Origin of the sequence: Aeromonas sp. ASNIH8 (assembly GCF_002919855.1) — a bacterium.
In the GTDB taxonomy this organism is placed as follows: Bacteria; Pseudomonadota; Gammaproteobacteria; order Enterobacterales; family Aeromonadaceae; genus Aeromonas; species Aeromonas caviae.
On record NZ_PQLN01000228.1, the window covers coordinates 1 to 1236 of the forward strand.

Below are 1236 nucleotides of genomic sequence, written 5' to 3' on the forward strand. Positions count from 1 at the left end.
GAATTTGTAGGCTTTCAGAATTTGCATTTAGCGCTCAGTGTGCAGCATTATTGCCATATCTATTAATGCCCGATTGAGTGACAGAATGCAATTCACTAAAATTAATAAATCACGCCATGCGGCCTACGTTTTGCACGTACATTTGGTGTTTATCACCAAGTATCGAAAGCCGATATTGGGGGATCTGCATCACGCTTCCTTCGGTCAGTGTGCGGCAGAGGTTTGCAGAGATTTTGGTGCGGAACTGAAAGAGTGTGACGGAGAGGCTGATCATGTTCACATGCTGATAGAGTACGCGCCAACGGTGCAGCTATCGGTACTGGTGAACTCGTTAAAGGCGGTCACATCAAGGCGACTGCGTAATGAATTTCTGGACTTGAGAGGTGCTTACAGCAAACCCGTACTCTGGTCACGCTCTTACTTTGCGGGCTCTTGCGGCGGAGCACCGTTGGAGGTGATCAAGCAATACATTCAAAACCAGCGGGGCTGACGCCCCGGCGAAATTCCCCTCCCACCTACGTCGGAGGGAGTCCCCTTTCGCATTTAAGATGGACGTGGTGGTGAGCCAGGGCACCACGGCGCTGGCCAGCTTCAACAAGTTCCTGCAAAAGCAGGGGGATGCCATCCGCTTCGGGGTGGAGAACAACAAGGACTTCACAAGACCATCACGGTGGGGGTCACAGTGGAAGTGTTCAAGGTGGGCAACGAGCTGGTCTATGTGCCGAAGATCAAGCAGTACCGCGTCAACTTCGACCGCCAGAACAGCAAGTTCACCTCCGCCTGTGCCAGCGCCGAGTTCGTCGACATCTACTTCAACTACCTCTATGCCGCCAACGTGTTCGACTACGAGGCCCTCAAGGACCCCGAGATCAAGCGCGACTTCGACAACTTCATCCAGAAGCAGCGCAAGGCACAAATTGAAGAAGCGGATACCTTCTTCAACGATGACTTCCCGCCCCTGGAACCCAAGCTGGTCAGCCGCAGCAAGGTCACGGTGTAACCCTGCCTGTCAAAAAAAACAGCCGGCAGATGCCGCAATGCTGTTCACTTAAGCGGAGCCGCATTGCGATTTACCGGAAAACGGGTCTTTGATATCTTCACCGCCCTGGGTCTCGATGGCCTGGGGCGTTTTTCTATGAACATGACGCCTATGCAGCCCCGCAACTCCGCCAACCTCCGTGGCGTATGGGCTGGCGATAACGCGCCCGCCATCACTGCCATCTGGTTCGCGATGAA

The 1236-nt window shown here is 53.8% G+C and carries 1 protein-coding gene and 2 pseudogenes; 2 read left to right on the forward strand and 1 reads right to left on the reverse strand.

Annotation, left to right across the window (positions count from 1 at the left end; translation table 11 throughout):
* The first annotated feature begins 85 nt into the window (after nucleotides 1–85).
* Together tnpA and C3418_RS23590 are read left to right on the forward strand one after the other, a co-directional pair.
* The gene (gene tnpA, locus C3418_RS23585) at nucleotides 86–490 is read left to right on the forward strand and encodes an IS200/IS605-like element ISAs26 family transposase (RefSeq protein WP_010674034.1); all 405 of its coding nucleotides are present in this window, start codon (nucleotides 86–88) and stop codon (nucleotides 488–490) included.
* Nucleotides 491–548: 58 nt separating this feature from the next.
* Nucleotides 549–1000 (forward strand): annotated as a pseudogene (locus C3418_RS23590) (hypothetical protein).
* A 44-nt stretch (nucleotides 1001–1044) separates the two neighbouring features.
* Here C3418_RS23590 and C3418_RS23595 read toward each other — a convergent pair.
* Nucleotides 1045–1236: pseudogene (locus tag C3418_RS23595) on the reverse strand (IS4 family transposase); the annotation flags it as partial.